This window comes from Gordonia sp. SGD-V-85, assembly GCF_001456905.1.
GTDB classification, from domain to species: domain Bacteria; phylum Actinomycetota; class Actinomycetes; order Mycobacteriales; family Mycobacteriaceae; genus Gordonia; species Gordonia hongkongensis.
Genome location: NZ_LNQO01000013.1, coordinates 56,373 through 74,241 on the forward strand (window position 1 = coordinate 56,373; position 17,869 = coordinate 74,241).

A 17,869-nucleotide genomic window follows, 5' to 3' on the forward strand; every position below is an offset into this window, starting at 1 on the left:
CACGGTCCCTCCCGGCGAACGCGGCACTCGCCGACGACGAACGGATAGACACGTGGAAACCGTTATCGGACAGCTCTTCACCGGGCTCAGTCTCGGTTCGATCCTGCTTCTCGCAGCTCTCGGCCTGTCCCTGACCTTCGGTCAGATGGGCGTGATCAACATGGCCCACGGGTCGTTCATCATGGCCGGGTCCTACACCGCGTACACGGTGCAGGAATACCTGATCTCCAATGCCGGGGTGTCCCTGCTGGTCTCGCTCGTCATCGGATTCCTCGTCGGCGGCCTGATGGGCGTTCTCCTCGAGGTCACCCTGATCAAGCGCATGTACGACCGCCCCCTGGACACACTCCTGGTGACGTTCGGTGTCGGATTGATCCTCCAACAGCTCGCCCGCGACATATTCGGCGCGCCGGCGGTCGACGTCGTCGCACCGTCGTGGTTGTCCGGCGGCGTCGACATCCTCGGCGCGGTCGTCCCGAAGACGCGCCTGTTCATCATGCTGCTGGCCATCGTCGCGGTCACCGCGATCGCGGTGACCATGAAGTACACGCCGATGGGTCGTCGCATCCGCGCCGTCGTCCAGCACCGGGATCTCGCCGAGACGAGCGGGATCTCCAGCCGCCGAACCGACATCACGACGTTCTTCATCGGTTCGGGACTCGCCGGCATCGCCGGGGTGGCACTGACGTTGATCGGCTCCACCAGCTCGAACACCGGGATGACCTATCTGATCGACGCATTCCTGGTCGTCGTCATCGGCGGACTGGGCCAGATCAAGGGCGCGGTCATCGCGGCCATCGCGCTCGGCGTCCTGAACTCGTTCATCGAATACAACACGACGGCGTCGGTGGCCAAGGTCGCCGTGTTCGTCATCATCGTGATCTTCCTGCAGATCCGGCCGCAGGGACTGTTCACGGTCCAGTCGAGGAGTCTTGTGTGAAGGACTATTTCAGCAGTTCCTGGAAGGTCTGGGCGGGCTTCGGCGTCGCCGCCATCCTGTTGTTCGGGGTCGCGCCCGCCGTCCTCTCGGACTTCCGTCTCAACCTGCTCGGCAAGTTCCTCTGCTTCGGCATCGTCGCGGTGGGCATCGGCCTGGCCTGGGGTCGTGGTGGCATGCTCACCCTCGGCCAGGGTGTGTACTTCGGGCTGGGTGCGTACATCATGGCCATGCACCTCAAGATCTCCGACGCGGAACTGCGCGGCGACGACGTGCCCGACTTCATGCAGATCGCCGGGATCAGCGAACTGCCCGGGTACTGGAAGCCCTTCGCCTCACCGGTGGTGACGATCCTGGGCATCCTGCTGGTACCGACGTTGCTGGCGATCCTGCTGGGACTCGGCGTGTTCAAACGGCGTGTCAAGGGCGCCTACTTCGCGATCCTGTCGCAGGCGTTGGCCGCGGCCTTCGCGATCCTGCTCATCGGTCAGCAGACCACTGGTGGCAGCAACGGCCTCAACCGTTTTCGCAGCTTCTTCGGGCTCGCCCTGAACGACCCGGTGAACCGGCAGCTGCTGTTCTTCATCACCGCGGCCATCCTGCTCGCCGTCGTGGCGATCACCCGTCAGCTGATGTACAGCCGGTACGGCGAACTCCTGGTCGCCGTCCGCGACCAGGAGGAGCGGGTCCGGTTCCTCGGCTATGACCCGGCCAACACCAAGGTCGTCGCCTACGCGATCGCGGCGCTGTTCGCGAGCATCGCGGGCGCCATGTTCGTTCCCATCGTCGGCATCATCTCGCCCGCCGACGTCGGGATCGTGCCATCCATCGCCTTCCTCATCGGCGTCGCCATCGGCGGGCGCACAACGCTTCTCGGCCCGGTCCTCGGCGCCATCGCGGTGGCCTGGGCGCAGACCAGTCTGTCGGAGAGCTTCCCGTCGGGCTGGACATACGCGCAGGGAATCCTGTTCATCGTGGTCGTCGGGTTCTTCCCGGCCGGGCTGGCCGGCCTGGGGGCACTGGTCAAGTGGCGCCGGAAGAGAGCTCCGGATTCTTCCCCGACCGGCGACATCGACGAACACACCAGCAGCAAGGTAGGAGCGTCGTCATGACCGAAGCAGAATCGACGGTCGTCGGGCACCCGCCGGTCGCCGGCGGCAACGCCGGGATGGACAGCGACTACCTCCAGGTGCGCGGTCTCAGCGTGGAGTTCGACGGTTTCAAGGCCGTCTCCGACGTGGATCTCACGCTGCTGCAGGGTGATCTGCGGTTCCTGATCGGCCCGAACGGTGCTGGCAAGACCACCATCATCGACGCCATCACCGGTCTGGTGAAGTCGACGGGCTCGATCCAGAAGTCCGGTGTCGAACTGGTCGGCAAGAAGGTGCACCAGATCGCGCGGCTCGGGGTGGGCCGGACCTTCCAGACCGCGAGCGTCTTCGAGGAACTGAGTGTGCTGCAGAACCTCGACATCGCCGCGGGCGCCGGGCGTTCGGTGTGGACGATGCTGCGGCGTCGACCGACGCAGATCCCCGACTCGATCGCCGAGGCGCTCGAAACCATCGGCCTGCAGGACCTGGCCGACACACCCGCGGGCGTACTGGCCCATGGTCAGAAGCAATGGCTCGAGATCGGGATGCTGCTGGTGCAGAACGCCTCGGTGCTGCTGCTGGACGAGCCGGTCGCCGGGATGAGCCACGAAGAGCGTGAGGAGACCGGGAACCTGTTGCGCCGCATCGGCGGTGAGCGCACCGTCGTGGTCGTCGAGCACGACATGGACTTCATGAGGTCCTTCGCGACATCGGTCACCGTGCTCGCGCGGGGTCGGGTGCTCGCCGAGGGCACGGTCGCCGAGGTCCAGGCGAACCCGAAGGTCCAGGAGGTGTACCTCGGGACCGCGGCCGGCGGTGAAGAACTCGAGGAGATCGCCGCCGAGGTCGACTCCGACACGACTGCGACTTCGGCGAGCGCGGCTGCAACGCAACCGATCACGGAGAAGGGCTGAACCATGCTGAAGATCTCCGGAGTCCATGCGGGCTACGGTCGGACCGAGGTGATCCACGGGGTCGACATCGAGGTACCGACCGACGGCGTCGTCGCGGTGATGGGACACAACGGGGCCGGGAAGACGACCCTGCTCCGCGCGGCCGTCGGGTTGGTGAAGACCACCAAGGGCACCATCACGTTCGACGGCGTCGACATCACCCGGGCGCGTCCGAGCGTACGGGTCGGGCACGGCATCGCCTATGTGCCCCAGGGGCAGCAGAGTTTCGGCCATCTCACCACCGCCGAGAACCTGCAGGTGGTGGCCGACGGCCGCAAACGCGGCAAGGAGCTGGTCGCCGAGATGCTGGACATGTTCCCGGCACTCAAGGAATTGCTGGGACGACGCGCCGGCCTGTTGTCCGGCGGCCAGCGTCAGCAGCTGGCGATCGCGCGCGCGCTCATCACCGAGCCGCGGATGCTCATCCTCGACGAGCCGACCGAGGGCATCCAGCCGTCGGTCGTCGCCGAGATCGAGCAGACCATCACCACGCTCACCCAGCGCGGTGGGCTGGGCGTGCTCCTCGTCGAACAGCACATCGGGTTCGCCCTCGAGGCGGCGCAGCGGTACTACGTGCTGGAGAGCGGCCGCGTGACGTCGTCGGGTGAGGGCGGCACGACCGCCGAAAGTGCGGTGCGCGAGGCGATGACGATCTAGCACGACGCGCGGGTCACCTCAGCCGGGCGCTTGCCGGCTGAGGTGCTCCCACTCGTGATAGCCCCGGTCACGTGCGCGGTCCATCTCGAGCACATAGTCGAACGACTGGCTGCCGACGATCAGGCGCCGAGGCGGGTCGGGGAGCGCCACGAGTTCCAGGATGACCGGCGCGGCCGTGGCCGGTGGCGGTCCGGCGTCGTCACCCCACGACGATTCCATCTCGGCTCGCAGATCCCGATACTCCGGCATCGGTTCGGTGCTCGTCGTACCGGCAGTGAACAACCCGGTGTCGTAACCGCCCATCTGCAGGATGGTGACCTTGACGCCGAATTGCTCGGCCTCCATCGCCAGCGCCTCACTGACCGAGTCGAGCGCGGCCTTGCCCGCTCCGTAGAAACCGACGGTGGCCATTCCTCCGCCGCTGCCCATCGACGTCACCTGCAGCAGGCGACCGCCGCCGCCGGCGCGCAGGTGGGGCAGGACGGCTTGCGCGACCCAGACGGCACCGAAGAAATTCAGGTCGAGGTGCGCCCTGATCTGGGCCTCGGTGGCCTCCTCGACCATTCCGTAGAGCATTCCGCCGGCGTTGTTGACGACGATGTCCGGTCGGCCGAACGCGGTGACCGCTGCATCGACGCCGTCGAACACGGCCTGCCGGTCCGTGACGTCGAGCGACAGGGGATGGAGTTGATCGGGATGTCGCGTGGCCAGCAACGCCAGCGGTTCGATGTTGCGGGCGACGGCCACGACCTCGTCGCCGGCGGCAAGTGCCGCTTCGGTGAACGCGCGTCCGAGTCCGCGGGATGCGCCGGTGATGAACCAGACCCGTGAGGTGATCATCGAATTTCCTCCTAAGTAAACGGAACGGTCCGTCTCAGAAGGACTATGGCCAAGTCCGCCCCGCTTGTCAAACGCAACGTCTCGTTTCGTGAACTAGGCTCGACCCATGACGACAGCTGCAGGTCCCGATCACTCACGCCGCAGAGAGCGGTCTCGCCAGGCGATCCTCGAAGCGACCCGAGCCCTGATCGTGGAGCAGTCGTACGACAAGGTCACGGTGGAGGCGATCGCGGCCCGGGCCGGTGTCGGCAAACAGACGATCTATCGACGGTGGCCGTCGAAGAGCGCGGTCGTCTTCGCAGCGGTGCTCGCGCTGAGCGAGGGGGCCGACGGGCAGTCGGTCGAGTTGCCGGACACCGGGGATCTCGAGACGGACCTGAAACAGGTCATGCGGGAGACGGTGGCAGAGTTCGCCGATCCGTCCTTCGATCGCCTGATCCGCGCGGTGAACACGGAGATCGCGAATGACGCCGACCTCGCGGCGGAGTACCGGGAGAAGCTGTCGCGACCGTTGGACGACGCCAAGAAGGCTCGGCTTCGCATGGCCGAGCGGGCGGGCCAACTGCCCCCCGACACGGACCTCGACCTGTTTCTGGGGATGCTCTACGCCCCGTTGTTCCAGCGGTGGTTGCACCGCAGCGGCCCGCTGACCGAGACCTACGCCGACGCACTCGTCGAGGCGACGCTCCGGGCGTTCGGGGGGAGGTGACGGTCGGCCCGGTCCGCGCCGGCGTCAGTCCAGCCGGACCCCGATCTCGGGGGTGAGTTCGTGCGGCGCGTGGAGGGGGAGATCGTCGCCGCTCCAGAATCGCCCGGGGTCGAACCAGTTGGAGTCCTTGGACGCGTCGAGGATGCCCATCTCCCGATAGGTGATGGCCACCACCTCGGCGCAGTAGGCGGCTTCGAGTCCGACGCCCTCGGTGTTCTGATTTTTCCGCTGCTGCCGTTCGTCGCGTCGTTGACGGACCTTGCGGTCGAGGTAGGGGATGCCCCGGACGAGGTCGGTCGAGTTGGGCACCCGGCCGCGAAACCACCGGCCGGCCAGGCGCGCGGTGGTCGGGAACGGCGTCCCGTCGAGTTCGGCGATCACCTTGAGGAGAGCGTTCTCCTGATCAGCGGTCACGTCCGGGGTGAGCTGACGGAACCAGCACGCCTGCTTGTAGCGGATCATCCACTGCTCGACGGCTTCTCGCGCGTCGTGTAGCTGCACGCCGCGATGATTCGATCCGGTCCACACGTCGGTCAGCCGATCGCCGAGCTCTGCGTGCCACAGCAGCGGTGGCAGATCGTCGATGCAGACCGCCATCGCGACATGGTTCACGGGCGCGTTGGTCAAGGTGCGGATGGCCCGGTCCGGTCCGGAATGGCCGCGGAAGAGCCAGATGTCGCCGGTGCGGGTGGCGTCGAGTGCGTCGGTCAACGAGATGCCGGCGTCGGCGCGGTCTCGGCCGAGGAGAATTCTGCTGGTGGGCACGAGAGCAGGCTAATGCGTCCGGAGCACGCACGACGCCCGCGCGACCTATCCTGCCCGCATGAGGAACCTGTGGAAATGGCTGGGATTGGCGGGCGCGGTCGGGGTGGCCACCGGCGGGGTGATGGTCGCGCGTGACCAGCGGCAGCGGAAGTCCTATTCGGCCGACGATGTCCGGGCACGCCTGCACCAGCGGCTCGACGAGACGGAGAATGCGGGTGGCGATACCGCTGATTCCTGAGGGCCGAAGTGGCGGTGAGGATCGGAGTGGCGGAGCCACTGATTCCTGAGGACACTGGACAGCGTTGACCGGCGGCTCGTCAGGGTGGCCGGAGGAAGGAACATCATGACCGACAACAGCGGCTCCGGCGGACCGTTCAATTTCGGCCCCGAGGACTTCGACCGATTTGCGCGCGAAGCCGGTGACGGACTGCGCGACGTGTTCGGCAAGCTCTTCGAGGGTCAGGCCGGACCGGCAGCCTTCTCGATGTTCTTCGACGAGGCCGCCCGCGGCCGCACTCGCACCAAGCCCCGTGAGGAGACCACCGGTGAGGCCGGCTCGGGTGTCTGGGCGGTGTTCGTCGTCGACGACGACGGCGGTGCCCGCGTCGAGCAGGTCTACGCGACCGAACTCGAGGCCCTGCGCGCCAACAAGACCAACACCGATCCACGACGCAACGTGCGGTTCCTGCCGTACGGCATCGCGGTGAGTGCGTTGGACACGACGATCGGGGACAGCGGCGACGACGCCGCGCCCACGCCGTAGACAGCGGCAGACGCAACAAGGACGGCGAGTCCTGAAAAGGACCCGCCGGCCTCGTCGTGTCAATGACTGCACGGCCTGACGGCACGTGCTGCGCCGGTGCCTGCGTCAGAGGTTGGCGCCGCACACCGGCCAGGCGCCGGGGCCCTGGGTGGCGAGCACGTTCTCCGCGACGCGGATCTGCTCCTCGCGCGAGGCGTCGGCCGGGTTACCGGTTCCGCCGTTGGCCTGCCAGGTGCTCATCGAGAACTGGAGGCCACCGTAGTAGCCGTTGCCGGTGTTGATGGCCCAGTTGCCGCCGCTCTCGCATTGAGCGACCGCGTCCCAGTTGCCGCCTGCTGCGTGCGCGGTGGACGCCAGCATCCCGAAGGGGGCGGCAGTCAGTGCGCCGACGATGGCGGCGCGGGCGACGAGCTTGGTCATGTGGGTCTTGGTCATTCGCATGGTCTTCGTTCCTCCTCACCACCCCGGGGTTGGCAGGGCGGTTGATCTCGGACCGTGGGCGACCATACGGGTTGGGTAACGGCTTGGTCACGTCGAGTCCGTGACCTGGGCGATTCGGATAACGCCGAGATAACGCTGTTAGCTTTACGGCGAATTCGCAGCGCATACCGCAATTCGGCGGGAGCTCGCCGTCGCCGATGTTCGGCCGCGTTCGATGACGAAGGTCACAGCGTGAATGTGGGGCTCGTCACGTCGGCGCCCGGGCGTCGAGCGGGGGTCAGCGCGGAACGACAGCGATACGACCACCGCGGGACGGGGCATACGCCACCCCGCGCGAGAACCAGCGTTCGGACCTGGCGCTGGTCAGCATCAGTTCGAAGTCCGCCAGCAGTGTCCGCAGGGTCACGTCCATCTCCATGGTCGCGAATGCCGCCCCGATGCACCGCCGCGTGCCGCCGCCGAACGGCAGCCATGCCGCCGGAGGCTTGGTGCCCAGGAAACGGGTCGGGTCGAAGACCTCGGGCCGGGCGAATTCGCTGCTGTCGTCGTGGAGGAGTGCGATCGAGACGAGGACGTTGTATCCCTTCGGGATCCGCCACTTGCCGAGGTCGAGATGCTCGGCGACGACATGCCGGCCGGCGAAGTCGATGACGGGTCGGCTGCGCTGGACCTCCAGGATGGTGGCGTGGCGGTAGTCGGAGCCACCGGCGTCCACCTCGGCCACCAGTTCGCGCACCACCTCGGGGTGCCGGCGCAGCCGCTCGAGCGCCCACGCAAGGGTCGTCGCCGTGGTCTCGTGTCCGGCGGCGAGCATCGTGGCCAGTTCCTCGGCGATCTCGTCGTCGGTCATCGGACTGCCGTCGTCGTAGGTGCTGCGCAGCATGATCGCAAGGATGTCGGTGCGCTCATCCAGGCGAGAATCGTTGCGCGCCTTCGTGATCAGCCCGCCGACGTAATCTCGGTATTCGGCGTTGCGTCGCGCGTACCGGTGATTGGGGTCGATCGGCCGGAAAAGGCGTGGGAGTGGGGGTACCGTCGCGGCGCGCGAACCGACGGTCACCATCGGTGGGATCATGTCGCGGAGTCGGTCCAGCTCGCTGCCCTCGGCGCCGAAAACCGCGCGGAGGATGACGTTCAGGGTGATGCGCATCATCGGTTCGATGGAGGCGAACTCGACCCCGGTGGGCCAGGACGCTGATTCGGCGCGAACCTCGTCGACCACCATCTGTTCGTACGACCGAATCGGCTTGCCGTGCAACGGCGGGGTGAGCAGTTTGCGCCGGGCGCGGTGTCGGGCGCCCTCCAGCGCGAACATCGATCCGGTGCCGAGTATGCGGCCGAGGTTGGGCTGGACGTTCTCGACCTGGTCGCCGGCGGTGAACAGCTCGCGCGCCATCGCGGCATCGGAGATGACGACGGAAGGGCCGAAGACGGGCAGGTTCACGGTGAAGGCCGAGCCGTGCCGGTCGTGGAGATATCGAAAGAAGTGTCGCCGCGACACGACCGCGCCGAGCCCCTGGATGGTGGACGGGATCGACGTGGTGGGCGGCAGAACCGCCTCACCGCTCAGGGTCGGGGTGTTCACCAGTGGGGTCCTCTCGCCGTAGCGGGTGGTACGTCTACGTACCACCCGACGGTACGCTCACGTACCGGGCGAGACAAGGGCCTATGCTCGAAGGCGTGACTGAATCGGGCCCGCTCGCTTCGCTCCCGGCGCCTGCGACATCGGGCCCGCTCGCTTCGCTCCCGGCGCCCTGGTTGACCTCGTCGGCGGGCGCATCGAGCCGGGACCGGCTGCTCGCGGCGATGCTCGAGTGCATCGTCGAGGCGGGTTACCGCGACACCACGGTCGCCGACATCGTGCGGGTCGCGCGGACCTCGAGGCGGTCGTTCTACCAAGAGTTCGCCGACAAGCAGTCATGCTTTTTTGCGCTGCTGACGGTGACCAACGAGTTCATGATCGCCGAGATCGCGCGGCGCGTGGATGCGGAAGCCTCCATCGAAGAGCAAGTGCGACAAGCGGTGTCGTCATATGTTGCAGCGAGTGAGCGGTATCCGGGTCTCACGCTGAGCTGGATCCGCGAGTTGCCCGCGCTCGGCAGCGCCGCCCAGGCGGTCAAGGACGAGGCCCTGGAAGCGTGGATCGAACTCTTCGTCGGCCTCACCTCGACCCCGACGATGGCCGCGGCGGGGGTGGTGCCGATGGACCGTCAGCGCGCGATCTTCCTGTGGGGTGGCTTCCGGGAGCTGACCGCCGGTGCCGTCGAGTCCGGCGCCCCGCTCGCATCGATCATCGAGCCGGCGACCGCGGCGTCCCTCGCGCTGGTGTTGCCGCGGCCGGTGTGAGGCAGACCGGGCTCAGTGCCACGAACCGCGCTGGTACTGCGGCGGATACGGCGCCTCGCGCTTGTCGATGCCCAGCTCGTGTGCGGCGCGCAGCGGCCACGACGGCTCCCGCAGCGCGACGCGTCCGAAGAAGACGGCGGTGATGTCGTCGTCGCCGGCGACCTTCTCGGCCTGATCGGGTTCGGTGATGAGGCCGACGGCGGCGGTGGGCACACCCGACTGGCGGTGGATCGACCGGGCGAGGTCGACCTGGTAGCCGGGTCCGACGGGGATGTCGGCGAGGACGTTGCCACCCGAGGAGACGTCCACGAGGTCGACGCCGCGGCCGGCGAGGAGGGCGGCGAGACGGGCGGAGTCGTCCACATCCCACCCGCCCTCGGTCCATTCGGTGCCGGACACCCGGATGAACAGCGGCTTCGACGACGGCCACACCGCGCGGACCGCGTCCACGACCTCGAGGGTCAGCCTCGTACGTCCCTCGAAGTCGCCACCGTAGGCGTCGGTGCGCCGGTTCGAGAACGGGGAGAGGAACTGATGCAGCAGGTAGCCGTGCGCCGCGTGGATCTCGACGACGTCGAACCCGGCGTCGTCGGCGCGACGGGCGGCCTGTGCGAACGCGTCCACGACCTCGGCGATCTGCTCGGTCGTCATGGCGGTGGGGGCGGGCAGTCCCTCGAAGGCGACGTCGGACGGGCCGAATGTCGTCCAGCCGCCGTCGTCGAGCGGAATGGCGCCGGAGCGGTCGTCGAACGGTGCGTAGGTGGAGGCCTTGCGGCCGGCGTGGGCGAGCTGGGTGCCGATGAACGAGCCCTGCGAGTGGACGAAGTCGACGATGCGTCCCCAGGCCGCGGCCTGGTCGTCGTTCCACAGACCGGCGTCGTGTGCGCTGATCCGGCCTTCGGGCACCACGGCCGCCGCCTCGGTGAGGATCAGTCCGAAGCCGCCGGCAGCTCGGGAACCGAGATGCGTCAGGTGCCAGTCGGTGGGCACCCCGTCGCCGGCGAAGCAGCTGTACTGGCACATCGGGGCGAGCCAGATCCGGTTGGGGATCGCGACATCGCGGAGGGTGATCGGTTCGAAGAGCGCGGTACTGGTCACGACGAGACACAACGATCGATCCGACGTCGTATTCCCGCGGCACTGCATAGTGTCGGGGCATGACCGAACAAATCCTGCACGAGGCGGTGTCGACGGAGATCGCCGAACCACTCGGGGTGATCACGCTGGGGGACGCGCGGCGTCGTAACCCGTTGTCCACGAGCACGATGCGCGCCATCACCGTCGCGCTTCGGGACTTCGACGACGATCCGCGCGTGCGGGTCATCGTGATCCGGGCGCTCGGACCCGCGTTCTCCGCCGGGCACGACCTCGGTGAACTCGTCGACCGGACCCTCGACGACGAGCGGGCCGTCTTCGCGACGTGCACGGAACTGATGCGGACGGTCCACGAGGTGCGCCAGCCCGTCATCGCCGAAGTCGCCGGCATGGCGTTCGCGGCGGGGTGCCAATTGGTCGCGACATGTGATCTGGCGGTGGCGGGTCGCAGCGCGCGGTTCAGCACGCCGGGCGTCCGCATCGGGTTGTTCTGCTCGACTCCGATGGTCGCGCTGTCCCGCGCGATCGGACGCAAGCGCGCCATGCACATGCTGCTCACCGGCGAACCCATCGACGCCGGGACCGCCGCGGACTGGGGGCTGCTCAGCGGTGTCGTCGACGACGACGAGCTCGCGAACTCGGTGCGGGAACTGGCTCTGCACATCGCCGGGTCGAGCGCGCGGACCGTCTCGATCGGCAAGCAGGCGTTCTACCGGCAGGTCGAGCTCGACGAGTCGGCGGCGTATGACGAGATGGGTGAGACGATGGCGACCAATGCGATGACCTGCGATGCGCAGGAGGGCATGTCGGCATTCCTGCAGAAGCGGAAGCCGGTCTGGACCGACAGCTGAGTCAGGCCCGAACGCCGAATCGCCACCTCCGGAACCGGGAGGTGGCGATTCGACGATGCGGTCAGGCGTCGATCTGCGCGGTGGCGGTCGCGAAACGGGCGAGATGGGCGTCCGCGGTGCCGAATTCGTACTCGATGGCGGTGAGACGCTTGAAGTAGTGGCCGATGGCCAGCTCCTCGGTCATCCCCATCCCGCCGTGCAACTGCACCGCGTTCTGGCCGATGAACCGGGCGGCGCGACTGACGGTGGCCTTGGCAGCCGAGACCGCCGCCGCCCGTTCCGCCGGGGAGCCCTCGAGGGACAGGATCGCGAAATACTGTGCGGCGACCGACTGTTCGAGCTCGAGATGCATGTCGACCATGCGGTGCTGCAGCACCTGGAAGCTGCCGATCGGAACCCCGAACTGCTCGCGCTGCTTGGAGTACTCGACGGTGTCGGTGAACACCTTGCGCATCAGGCCGACCGCCTCGGAGACGACCGCGGCGGTCGCGGTGTCCCACGCCTTCTCGAGGATCTCGATGGCGTTTTCGTCGGCGATGAGCGCGTCGCCGGGCAGGCGCACGTCGGTGAAAGTGATGTCGGCGGCCTGGCGGTCGTCGATGGTGCGCAGCTTGTGCAGCTCGAGCCCCGTCGGCCCGCCGTCGGCGAGATCGATCAGGAACAGGGAGACGCCGGCGGGATCGTGGGGTTCGCCTGCGGTGCGGGCGCTGACGATCAGGTAGTCGGCGAGCGGCGCCGTGGTGACGACGGCTTTGGTGCCGTTGAGCACCCACTCGTCGCCGTCCCGGTCGGCGGAGGTCTCGATGCGGGAGAGGACCCCGCCCGAGCCGTCCTCGAGCGCGGCGAGTGCGCTGAGCGCCTCGCCCTCGGCGATGCGACCGGCGGCCTCGAGGGCGACCGGGTTGCCGGTCGCGTGCAGCAGGCCCGCACCGAGCACGACCGTGTCGACGAACGGCTCGACCACGAGGGCGTGCCCGAGTGCTTCGGTGACGACCATCAGCTCTTCGGGGCCGCCGCCGAATCCGCCGATGTCCTCCGGCAGACAGGCGCCGACGACCCCGAGGTCCTCGACGAAGGCCTTCCAGATCTTCGGCTGCCAGCCCTCGCCGACCTTCGCGGCGTCGCGGCTGACCTGCAGGTCGTACCGCGCGTCGAGGAACTTGTCGAGACCGTCGGACAGCAGTTGCTGTTCGGGTGTGAGTGTGAAGTCCATTGGTTATCTCCTGTGACCCGTCAGAGACCCAGAGCCGCTTTGGCGAGGATGTTTCGTTGAATTTCGTTGCTGCCGGCGTAGATCGAGCCCGCGCGGTCGTTGAAGTAGTGCAGCGGCGCGACGGCCTGCCACGGTTCGCCGCTGACGTAGCCGTCGGTGGGCGGGGTGTACTGGAAGATGGGTCCGCCCGGCTTGGTGGCGTGCGGCTGGAAGACGCGTCCGTGCGGGCCCGCGGCCTCCAGGCTGAGGGTCGTGATCTCCTGGCTCAGTTCGGTACCGAGGATCTTCAGCATCGACGCGATGGAACCGGGGTCCTTGCCCGAACTCATCGCGGCGAGCGCGCGGTACTCGAGGACCTCGAGGATCTTCGCGCGCACCTGCAGGTCGGTGAGCTTGGCCGCGAAGGCCGGATCCTCCGACAGCGGGCCGCCGTTCGGCGCCGTCACCGACGCCGCGTCCCGGCCGAGCTGCTCGGCCATGACCTGCAGCGCCGGGGCGGCCGCGCCGCCGCCACGCTCGAAGACGAGCAGGTACTTCGCGACGGTCCACCCGTCGTCGATCTTGCCGAGGACGTTCTTCTTGGGCACGCGCACGCCGTCGAAGAAGACCTGCGCCTGCACCTGCTCGCCGGACGCGAACACGAGGTTCTGCACCTCGATGCCCGGCGAGTTCATGTCGATGAGCACGAACGTGATGCCCTGCTGCTTGCGTTCCTGGCGCGAGGTCCGCACGAGGCAGAAGATCCAGTTCGCCTCGGAGGCGTGGGTGGTCCAGATCTTGGAACCGGTGACGACGAGGTCGTCGCCGTCGTCGACCGCGGCCATCGACAGCGACGCGAGGTCGGAGCCGGACTCCGGCTCGGAGTAGCCCTGGCAGAAGAAGACGCTGCCGTCGAGGATGCCCGGCAGGAAGAAGTTCTTCTGCTCGTCGGTGCCGAACGCCATGATCGCGTGCGACACCATGCGGATGCCCATCGGCGACAGCGACGGCGCGCCGGCGAGGATCGACTCACGGCTGAAGATGTAGTGCTGGGATTGCGACCAGTCGCATCCGCCGTACTGCACCGGCCACGCGGGAGCGGCCCAGCCACGCTCGTGCAGGATCGCCTGCCACTCCATCGAGGCCTCGTGGTCGGAGTAGACGCTGGTGCGCAGCGTGCCCGCCGCGCGTAGGTCGGGGGTCAGTTTCTCGTCGAGGAACGCGCGGACCTCGTCGCGAAACGCAGCGTCGTCCGGAGACCAGTTCATGTCCATGAGCGGTGCGCAACCTATCTGTAAACGGTTGTGGTCAGATTGGGGTCGAAAGGGAATCTACCCAATGATCGGCGCGGTGCGTAGCCCGCCTCACGTTTCCGGTTCCAGTGTGACGCCCGGGGCCGATCCGGGTGGCGGATCCTCACCCTTCGTGCCCGTGGTCTTCGCGGGTTCTCTCGTGTCGTCGTCGGATGTCCCCGCCTCGGTCGGGTCCGGGCTCTTCGGCTGCCCGCCCGACGACAGCAGCACGTCTGCCCAGCGGGTGGCGGGGTCGATGTCGATGAGCAAGGCCTTGGCGAGCAGGGTCAGCGGCACCGCGAGGATCGCGCCCAGCGGCCCGATCGCCCAGGCCCAGAAGAGCAGGGACAGGAAGGTCAGGGTGGTCGACAATCCGACCGCGTCGCCGACGAATTTCGGTTGGATGACCGACTGGATGATGACGTTGATCGCGCTGTAGACGACGATGACGACGATCATCTTCGTGGGCCCCCCGACGAGCAGTCCGAGCAGCGCGGGTGGGACCAGACCGATGATGAAGCCGACGTTCGGGATGTAGTTGGTGATGAACGACAGCAGGCCCCAGAGGATGGGGAGCGGGATGGACAGCAACGCGAGGGCCACGCTGTCGAGCACGGCGACGATCAGGCCGAAGACCGTCGACACCCACAGATAGCTGCGCGTCCCCTGCGAGAACGAACGGAAGGCCGATGCGATGTCGGGGCGCATCCGGTCCAGGATGTTCATCCGGTCGTCGAAGCCGACCGAGTCCGCGGCCATGAACAGTAGCAGGGCGAGGACGAGCACGAGCGCCGAGGCCACGCTGAACGTGCTGCTCAGCACGTCGGTCACGGCACCTACGACCTTGCTGGTGTCGACATGGGAGATCATGTCCTGCACCTTGTCGTGGCTGACGCCGTGGCTGGTGAGGAAGTTCTGGAAGCCGGTGACGAGGTCGTCGAACTTGTCGTCGTACTGCGGCAGGATCGATGCCAGGCGCGCGACGGAGAACACCAGCGCCGCGAACAGCCCGATGAGGATTCCGTAGACGAGGAGCACCGTCGTCACGAAGGCGGCCCACCGCGGGAAGCCCTTCTTGCGCAACCAGTTCGGGACCGGCTGGACGGCGACGGTGAGCATCAGCGCGAGAAAGACCGGACCGACCAGCGACGCCACCGATTTGATGCCGCCGATGGCGACGACGAGGCCGGCGATCGTGAGGAGCACGATGGTGCCCCGCGGCAGTGTCCAGTCGGGGGGATCGACCCGGTACGACGGTGGTGGGGGTGTGCGTTTGGAGGACTTGGTTCCGCGTGCCTCACTGCTACCGGACATGGTGTGCCGCCTTTCTGGACACGACTGTTACGTCGAAACAGCGGCCACCCACGCGCGGGAGCGCGCGGAGTGGCCGCCGTCAAGTGTTCAGCATCCGACGACCATCCGCGCGTTTTCCGTGCGCTTTCGTCTTCGATGAGTCTCTAGTGGCCTTTCCAGTTCGGCGTCCGCTTCATCACGAACGCCATGATCCCTTCGAGGGTGTCGCCGCTGATCACGAGCGAGTCGAGCACCGAGGTGCTGGCGTGGACGGCGTCGACCGTGTCGGTGATGGCGTCGGACTGTTCCATGGTGGCGATCGACGCCCGTACCGACGTCGGAGAGGCGGCCAGGATCTCCTCGGCCACGCCGCGTGCGGTCTCGAGAACCTTTCCGGCGGGGGCGATCCGGCTCACCAGTCCGGCGGCCGCGGCTTCGGCGGCCGAGATCCGACGCCCGGTCAGGATCATGTCGCGTGCGAGCGCGGGCGGGATCATCCGCGGCAGGCGGACCAGACCGCCCGCGGCGGCCGCCAAACCCACCTTCACCTCGGGCAGTCCGAACGATGCGTCCTCGTCGGCCACGACGATGTGACAGGCCATCGCGATCTCGCAGCCGCCGCCGAGCGCGAAGCCGTTGACCGCCGCGATCACCGGTTTGGGCAGGCTGCGCCGCGAGGTGAGTCCGGCGAACCCGTTCTTCGGCACCGACAGGGCGGCGGGCCCCGCGGTCGCCGCGAGATCGTTGCCCGCGGAGAAGGCCTTGTCGCCCTTGCCCGTCAAGATCGCCACCCACAGGTCGGGATCGGCGAAGTAGGCCTCGAAGATCGAGTCGAGTTCGGCGTTCGCGGCGGGGTTCAACGCGTTGCGCGCGTCGGGCCGGTTGATGGTCACCTCGAGCAGCCGACCGTCGCGACGGATCTCGACGTGCTCGTAGGAGTCGCGGAACGCCGGCGCGACGACCGGATGCCGGGAGTTCATGGCCGCGGAGGTCAGGGCCACCCGATTGCCTTTGTCGAAAGACCGCACGACGATCGGCGTGCCGACGGGGTCCTCGGCGGTGAGGAGGAGGTCGAAGAGTTCGTCGTCGTCGGAATCGAGATTGGCCACGAAGCGGGCGCCGAGTCCCTCCGGAACGGTCGGATCGACCAGCCGGCCGATCACCACACCGGTGCGGCGGCCGTTCTTCTGCGGGATGACCGTGTAGGTCTCGACGACCGCGGCGCCGTCGGCGTCGGCGATCGTGGGAACGGTCGGTACCGCGTCGAGCTCGGCCTGGACCTGACCGCTGGTGTCCGGACGCCACGGTGCCGGCGTCGTCGAATAGACACCCGCGGCATGCTTGCTCAGCACACCGCCGTTGGCGACGACGAGACCGTAGTCACCCGGCGATCGCCGGACGCGGGTGACGACTTCGGCGATCGCGTGGAGCGAGTAGTTGTTGCCCGGCCCGCCGAAGAACGGCAGGCCACCCGTCACGGTCAGCCCGCGCGGATCGTCGGGCGACATGCCGATCCCGTCGAGGACGTTGAACACCGCGATCGGGAAGCAGCTGTAGATGTCGACCACGGAGATGTCGTCGAGCCCGATCCCGGCGACCTGCAGCGCATGCCGCACCGCCGCGGGAGCCGCAGGAGCGGAGGACAATTCGGGGCGAGCCAGGACCGGGCGTTCCACCGTCGACGAATGACCGTGCAGGAAAACCCATTTCGCGGGGTCGATGCCGGCGGCCTGCGCGGCCCGCACCGACATCACGACCACGGCTGCGGCCTGGTTGACCTGATCGCGCGCCACGATGTACCGGGTGAACGGATCGGACACGATCCGGTTCTCGGGGGTGACGGTGATGAGTTCGTCGGCGGTGCGCGCCGTCGGGGCGGCCGAGTGCGGGTTGGCGGCGGCGACCTCGGTGAACGGCGCGAACAACTCACCCATCGTGGCGATGTAGGGGTCGCGGCCCAGGCCGGAGGCGTGGCGGCGGGCGTTCTCCAGCAGGGCGTACTGCGGCAACACCGACGCGAGGCCGTGCCGCATCTCGGCGACCGAGATGATGCCCTTGAGCCCGAAGCCGCGGTCGTCGAGCTGACCGCCGACCTCCTCGGCGAAGTTCGGGCGCTGATTCTCCGGCTGGGACATGAGGTGGCGGACCGTCGACATCACCTCGGCGCCGAACACCACGGCCCCCTCGGAGTCGCCGGCGGCGATTGCCGCCGCGAGTTCGGTGAGCATCGTCTGCGGGGTCTGGCCGCCGGTCACGGCCTGCACGGCGCGGCGTGGGTCCACCCCGATCCGGTTGCCGACCGCGCGCGGCATGTTGTCCGGTCGGCCCAGCGGTGACGACGACAACGGGCTCGAGATCTCGAACGAGCGGATCGCGGCGATCGTGTCGATCGACCCGGCGACGTCGCTTCCGGCGTCGGCGAATGCGGCGGTCACCGCCCGGGCGGCGAGGTCGGCCTCGCCGAGCGCCTCGTATCCGGGATCGGTCAGGCGTTCCGATGCCTGGCCCACGCCGACGACGACGGGGGTGGTCGGATCGATATCAACGAGCGTTGTTGGCATACCAAACATTGACACATGGCGTGACCGGGGTCTCATCGGAGGTGGCCGACGAGCGTCGGAGCGCCAGTGTGCGGTGCACGCGC

Annotated in this window: 18 protein-coding genes; 9 read left to right on the forward strand and 9 right to left on the reverse strand. The window is 67.9% G+C overall.

Annotation, left to right across the window (positions count from 1 at the left end):
* Nucleotides 1-52: 52 nt before the first annotated feature.
* The 4 genes from urtB to urtE are packed head-to-tail and all read left to right on the forward strand — an operon-like array spanning nt 53 to nt 3,638.
* Complete coding sequence (urtB, locus tag AS181_RS15700) at nt 53-940, forward strand: urea ABC transporter permease subunit UrtB (protein WP_058252491.1); 888 nt, start codon at nt 53-55, stop codon at nt 938-940.
* Nucleotides 937-2,049 (forward strand): urea ABC transporter permease subunit UrtC, encoded by a 1,113-nt coding sequence (gene urtC / locus AS181_RS15705; RefSeq protein ID WP_058252492.1) that lies wholly within the window; start codon nt 937-939, stop codon nt 2,047-2,049. The genes urtB and urtC overlap by 4 nt, the downstream gene beginning before the upstream one ends.
* A complete protein-coding gene (gene urtD / locus AS181_RS15710; protein ID WP_058252493.1) occupies nt 2,046-2,942 on the forward strand; it encodes an urea ABC transporter ATP-binding protein UrtD in 897 nt (298 codons plus the stop codon). The genes urtC and urtD overlap by 4 nt, the downstream gene beginning before the upstream one ends.
* A gap of 3 nt (nt 2,943-2,945) precedes the next feature.
* Entirely contained in the window at nt 2,946-3,638 is a 693-nt protein-coding gene (gene urtE, locus AS181_RS15715) for an urea ABC transporter ATP-binding subunit UrtE (protein WP_058252494.1), read from the forward strand.
* Nucleotides 3,639-3,656: 18 nt separating this feature from the next.
* On the opposite strand, the gene AS181_RS15720 is transcribed toward urtE, so the two are convergent.
* Nucleotides 3,657-4,478, reverse strand: a complete 822-nt coding sequence (locus AS181_RS15720) for an SDR family NAD(P)-dependent oxidoreductase (protein ID WP_058252495.1) — start codon at nt 4,476-4,478, stop codon at nt 3,657-3,659.
* Between the two features lie 106 nt (nt 4,479-4,584).
* Between AS181_RS15720 and AS181_RS15725 the strand changes: the two genes are divergently transcribed.
* Nucleotides 4,585-5,187 (forward strand): TetR/AcrR family transcriptional regulator, encoded by a 603-nt coding sequence (locus tag AS181_RS15725; RefSeq protein ID WP_058252496.1) that lies wholly within the window; start codon nt 4,585-4,587, stop codon nt 5,185-5,187.
* 24 nt (nt 5,188-5,211) lie between these two features.
* On the opposite strand, the gene AS181_RS15730 is transcribed toward AS181_RS15725, so the two are convergent.
* Complete coding sequence (locus tag AS181_RS15730) at nt 5,212-5,952, reverse strand: hypothetical protein (protein ID WP_058252497.1); 741 nt, start codon at nt 5,950-5,952, stop codon at nt 5,212-5,214.
* 58 nt (nt 5,953-6,010) lie between these two features.
* Here AS181_RS15730 and AS181_RS15735 point away from each other — a divergent pair, with 58 nt between their 5' ends.
* On the forward strand, nt 6,011-6,190 hold the full coding sequence (locus AS181_RS15735) for a hypothetical protein (RefSeq protein ID WP_058252498.1): 180 nt from the start codon (nt 6,011-6,013) through the stop codon (nt 6,188-6,190).
* A 105-nt stretch (nt 6,191-6,295) separates the two neighbouring features.
* Nucleotides 6,296-6,715, forward strand: a complete 420-nt coding sequence (locus AS181_RS15740; RefSeq protein WP_058252499.1) for a hypothetical protein — start codon at nt 6,296-6,298, stop codon at nt 6,713-6,715.
* 105 nt (nt 6,716-6,820) lie between these two features.
* On the opposite strand, the gene AS181_RS15745 is transcribed toward AS181_RS15740, so the two are convergent.
* The gene (locus AS181_RS15745) at nt 6,821-7,156 is read right to left on the reverse strand and encodes a transglycosylase family protein (RefSeq protein ID WP_058252500.1); all 336 of its coding nucleotides are present in this window, start codon (nt 7,154-7,156) and stop codon (nt 6,821-6,823) included.
* A gap of 277 nt (nt 7,157-7,433) precedes the next feature.
* Nucleotides 7,434-8,741: a cytochrome P450 gene (locus AS181_RS15750; RefSeq protein ID WP_058252501.1), complete on the reverse strand. Its 1,308-nt coding sequence runs from the start codon at nt 8,739-8,741 to the stop codon at nt 7,434-7,436.
* Nucleotides 8,742-8,836: 95 nt separating this feature from the next.
* Here AS181_RS15750 and AS181_RS15755 point away from each other — a divergent pair, with 95 nt between their 5' ends.
* Entirely contained in the window at nt 8,837-9,502 is a 666-nt protein-coding gene (locus tag AS181_RS15755; protein ID WP_442902793.1) for a TetR/AcrR family transcriptional regulator, read from the forward strand.
* Between the two features lie 12 nt (nt 9,503-9,514).
* Here AS181_RS15755 and AS181_RS15760 read toward each other — a convergent pair whose 3' ends face one another.
* A complete protein-coding gene (locus tag AS181_RS15760) occupies nt 9,515-10,600 on the reverse strand; it encodes an NADH:flavin oxidoreductase/NADH oxidase (RefSeq protein ID WP_058252502.1) in 1,086 nt (361 codons plus the stop codon).
* Between the two features lie 59 nt (nt 10,601-10,659).
* On the opposite strand from AS181_RS15760, the gene AS181_RS15765 reads away from it, so the two are divergent.
* The gene (locus AS181_RS15765; RefSeq protein ID WP_058252503.1) at nt 10,660-11,448 is read left to right on the forward strand and encodes an enoyl-CoA hydratase; all 789 of its coding nucleotides are present in this window, start codon (nt 10,660-10,662) and stop codon (nt 11,446-11,448) included.
* Between the two features lie 61 nt (nt 11,449-11,509).
* Here AS181_RS15765 and AS181_RS15770 read toward each other — a convergent pair whose 3' ends face one another.
* From AS181_RS15770 to AS181_RS15785, 4 genes are all read right to left on the reverse strand, one after another.
* Nucleotides 11,510-12,661, reverse strand: a complete 1,152-nt coding sequence (locus tag AS181_RS15770) for an acyl-CoA dehydrogenase family protein (protein ID WP_058252504.1) — start codon at nt 12,659-12,661, stop codon at nt 11,510-11,512.
* 20 nt (nt 12,662-12,681) lie between these two features.
* The gene (locus AS181_RS15775; protein ID WP_004022519.1) at nt 12,682-13,914 is read right to left on the reverse strand and encodes an acyl-CoA dehydrogenase family protein; all 1,233 of its coding nucleotides are present in this window, start codon (nt 13,912-13,914) and stop codon (nt 12,682-12,684) included.
* A gap of 90 nt (nt 13,915-14,004) precedes the next feature.
* Nucleotides 14,005-15,246 carry an AI-2E family transporter gene (locus AS181_RS15780; RefSeq protein ID WP_058252505.1) on the reverse strand — a complete coding sequence of 414 codons (1,242 nt, stop codon included), beginning with the start codon at nt 15,244-15,246 and terminating at the stop codon, nt 14,005-14,007.
* Between the two features lie 143 nt (nt 15,247-15,389).
* Complete coding sequence (locus AS181_RS15785; RefSeq protein WP_435084560.1) at nt 15,390-17,795, reverse strand: acetyl-CoA acetyltransferase; 2,406 nt, start codon at nt 17,793-17,795, stop codon at nt 15,390-15,392.
* Between the last annotated feature and the right edge of the window lie 74 nt (nt 17,796-17,869).

What these genes read in the sequence shown, in the direction of transcription:
- urtD (WP_058252493.1), top strand. Translation starts at nt 2,046, where the DNA reads ATGACCGAAGCAGAATCGACGGTCGTCGGGCACCCGCCGGTCGCCGGC.
- urtE (WP_058252494.1), top strand. Translation starts at nt 2,946, where the DNA reads ATGCTGAAGATCTCCGGAGTCCATGCGGGCTACGGTCGGACCGAGGTG.
- AS181_RS15720 (WP_058252495.1), bottom strand. Translation starts at nt 4,478, where the DNA reads ATGATCACCTCACGGGTCTGGTTCATCACCGGCGCATCCCGCGGACTC.
- AS181_RS15725 (WP_058252496.1), top strand. Translation starts at nt 4,585, where the DNA reads ATGACGACAGCTGCAGGTCCCGATCACTCACGCCGCAGAGAGCGGTCT.
- AS181_RS15735 (WP_058252498.1), top strand. Translation starts at nt 6,011, where the DNA reads ATGAGGAACCTGTGGAAATGGCTGGGATTGGCGGGCGCGGTCGGGGTG.
- AS181_RS15740 (WP_058252499.1), top strand. Translation starts at nt 6,296, where the DNA reads ATGACCGACAACAGCGGCTCCGGCGGACCGTTCAATTTCGGCCCCGAG.
- AS181_RS15745 (WP_058252500.1), bottom strand. Translation starts at nt 7,156, where the DNA reads ATGCGAATGACCAAGACCCACATGACCAAGCTCGTCGCCCGCGCCGCC.
- AS181_RS15765 (WP_058252503.1), top strand. Translation starts at nt 10,660, where the DNA reads ATGACCGAACAAATCCTGCACGAGGCGGTGTCGACGGAGATCGCCGAA.
- AS181_RS15770 (WP_058252504.1), bottom strand. Translation starts at nt 12,661, where the DNA reads ATGGACTTCACACTCACACCCGAACAGCAACTGCTGTCCGACGGTCTC.
- AS181_RS15775 (WP_004022519.1), bottom strand. Translation starts at nt 13,914, where the DNA reads ATGGACATGAACTGGTCTCCGGACGACGCTGCGTTTCGCGACGAGGTC.
- AS181_RS15780 (WP_058252505.1), bottom strand. Translation starts at nt 15,246, where the DNA reads ATGTCCGGTAGCAGTGAGGCACGCGGAACCAAGTCCTCCAAACGCACA.
- AS181_RS15785 (WP_435084560.1), bottom strand. Translation starts at nt 17,795, where the DNA reads ATGTTTGGTATGCCAACAACGCTCGTTGATATCGATCCGACCACCCCC.